The 1,010-nt window shown below is 71.4% G+C and carries 1 protein-coding gene; it reads right to left on the bottom strand.

The annotated features are described in order from the left end of the window. Nucleotides 1-96: 96 nt before the first annotated feature. Nucleotides 97-1,010: cell wall metabolism sensor histidine kinase WalK (locus FLW16_RS42895; protein WP_142566718.1), on the bottom strand; the 914-nt coding region annotated here is incomplete at its 5' end.

Raw genomic sequence — 1,010 nt, 5'->3', positions numbered from 1 at the left:
GACGTTGGTGACCACCGCCCGCTGCGGCGTGGTCGCTGTGGGCGGACACGACGAGCGCATGGGGGCGAGAAGCCAGTACCCACGCGGCTGCGCCTCCTACACGCGGGCCCGTACGGCAAGGTCACCCAGCGGGTAGGCAACAGACCGCCCGGACAGCGGGAAGACCGCGCGTAGCCTGGCGCCTGGGCTGTGCGGGATCACTTGGAGGGTCCCCCCGTGAGCGCGCGCGATGTCCCGGGCGATCGGCAGCCCCAGCCCCGAGCCTCCCGTGTCCCGGGTGCGGGCGTGGTCCAGGCGGGTGAATCGGTCGAAGACGGTGGTGTGGTGTTCCGGGGGGATACCGGGGCCGTCGTCCACGACGTCGAGGACGGCGTGGTCGTCCGGAGACGTGAGGGTGACGTGGACTGACGTGGAGGCGTGGCGGACCGCGTTGTCGACGAGGTTGGCTACAAGGCGGCGGAGTTGGTCGGCGGAGCCGTTGACGAGCAGGTCGGGGGTGAGGTCGAGGTACACGTGGACGTCCGGACGAGGGCGTTTGCGGACGGCCTCCTCGGCGACGACCTGGGCCAGGTCCAGTTCCTCGGCCCGCGACAGGGGTTCGCCGGCGTCGAGCCGGGCCAGCAGGAGGAGGTCGGCGGAAAGGGACTGGAGGCGTGCGACATCGTCCAATGCCGCAGTCGCCAGCGGCTTCTCGGCGGGCAGGGCCAGCTCCAGTCGGGTTCGCAGGATCGCCAGTGGGCTGCGGAGTTCGTGTGCGGCGTCGGCGACGAACTGCCGCTGTGCGTCGACGGCGGTCTGCAGCCGGTCGAGGGTCGCGTTGACAGCACGGGCCAGTGCCGCGATCTCGTCTCGGGTGTCCGGTTCCGGCACGCGTTCGTGCAGGCCGTACGCGGTGATGTCGGCGACCTTCGCCCTGATCGCGGAGACCGGCCGTAGCACTCGGCCGACCGCCAGCCAGGTGAACAGCGCGACCACCGTGAGGAGCGCCGGAACCCCCGGGATCAGCAGGT

The organism is Microbispora sp. KK1-11, assembly GCF_006874435.1.
Classification (GTDB): domain Bacteria; phylum Actinomycetota; class Actinomycetes; order Streptosporangiales; family Streptosporangiaceae; genus Microbispora; species Microbispora catharanthi.
This window is presented reverse-complemented; position numbering and strand designations above follow the sequence as displayed.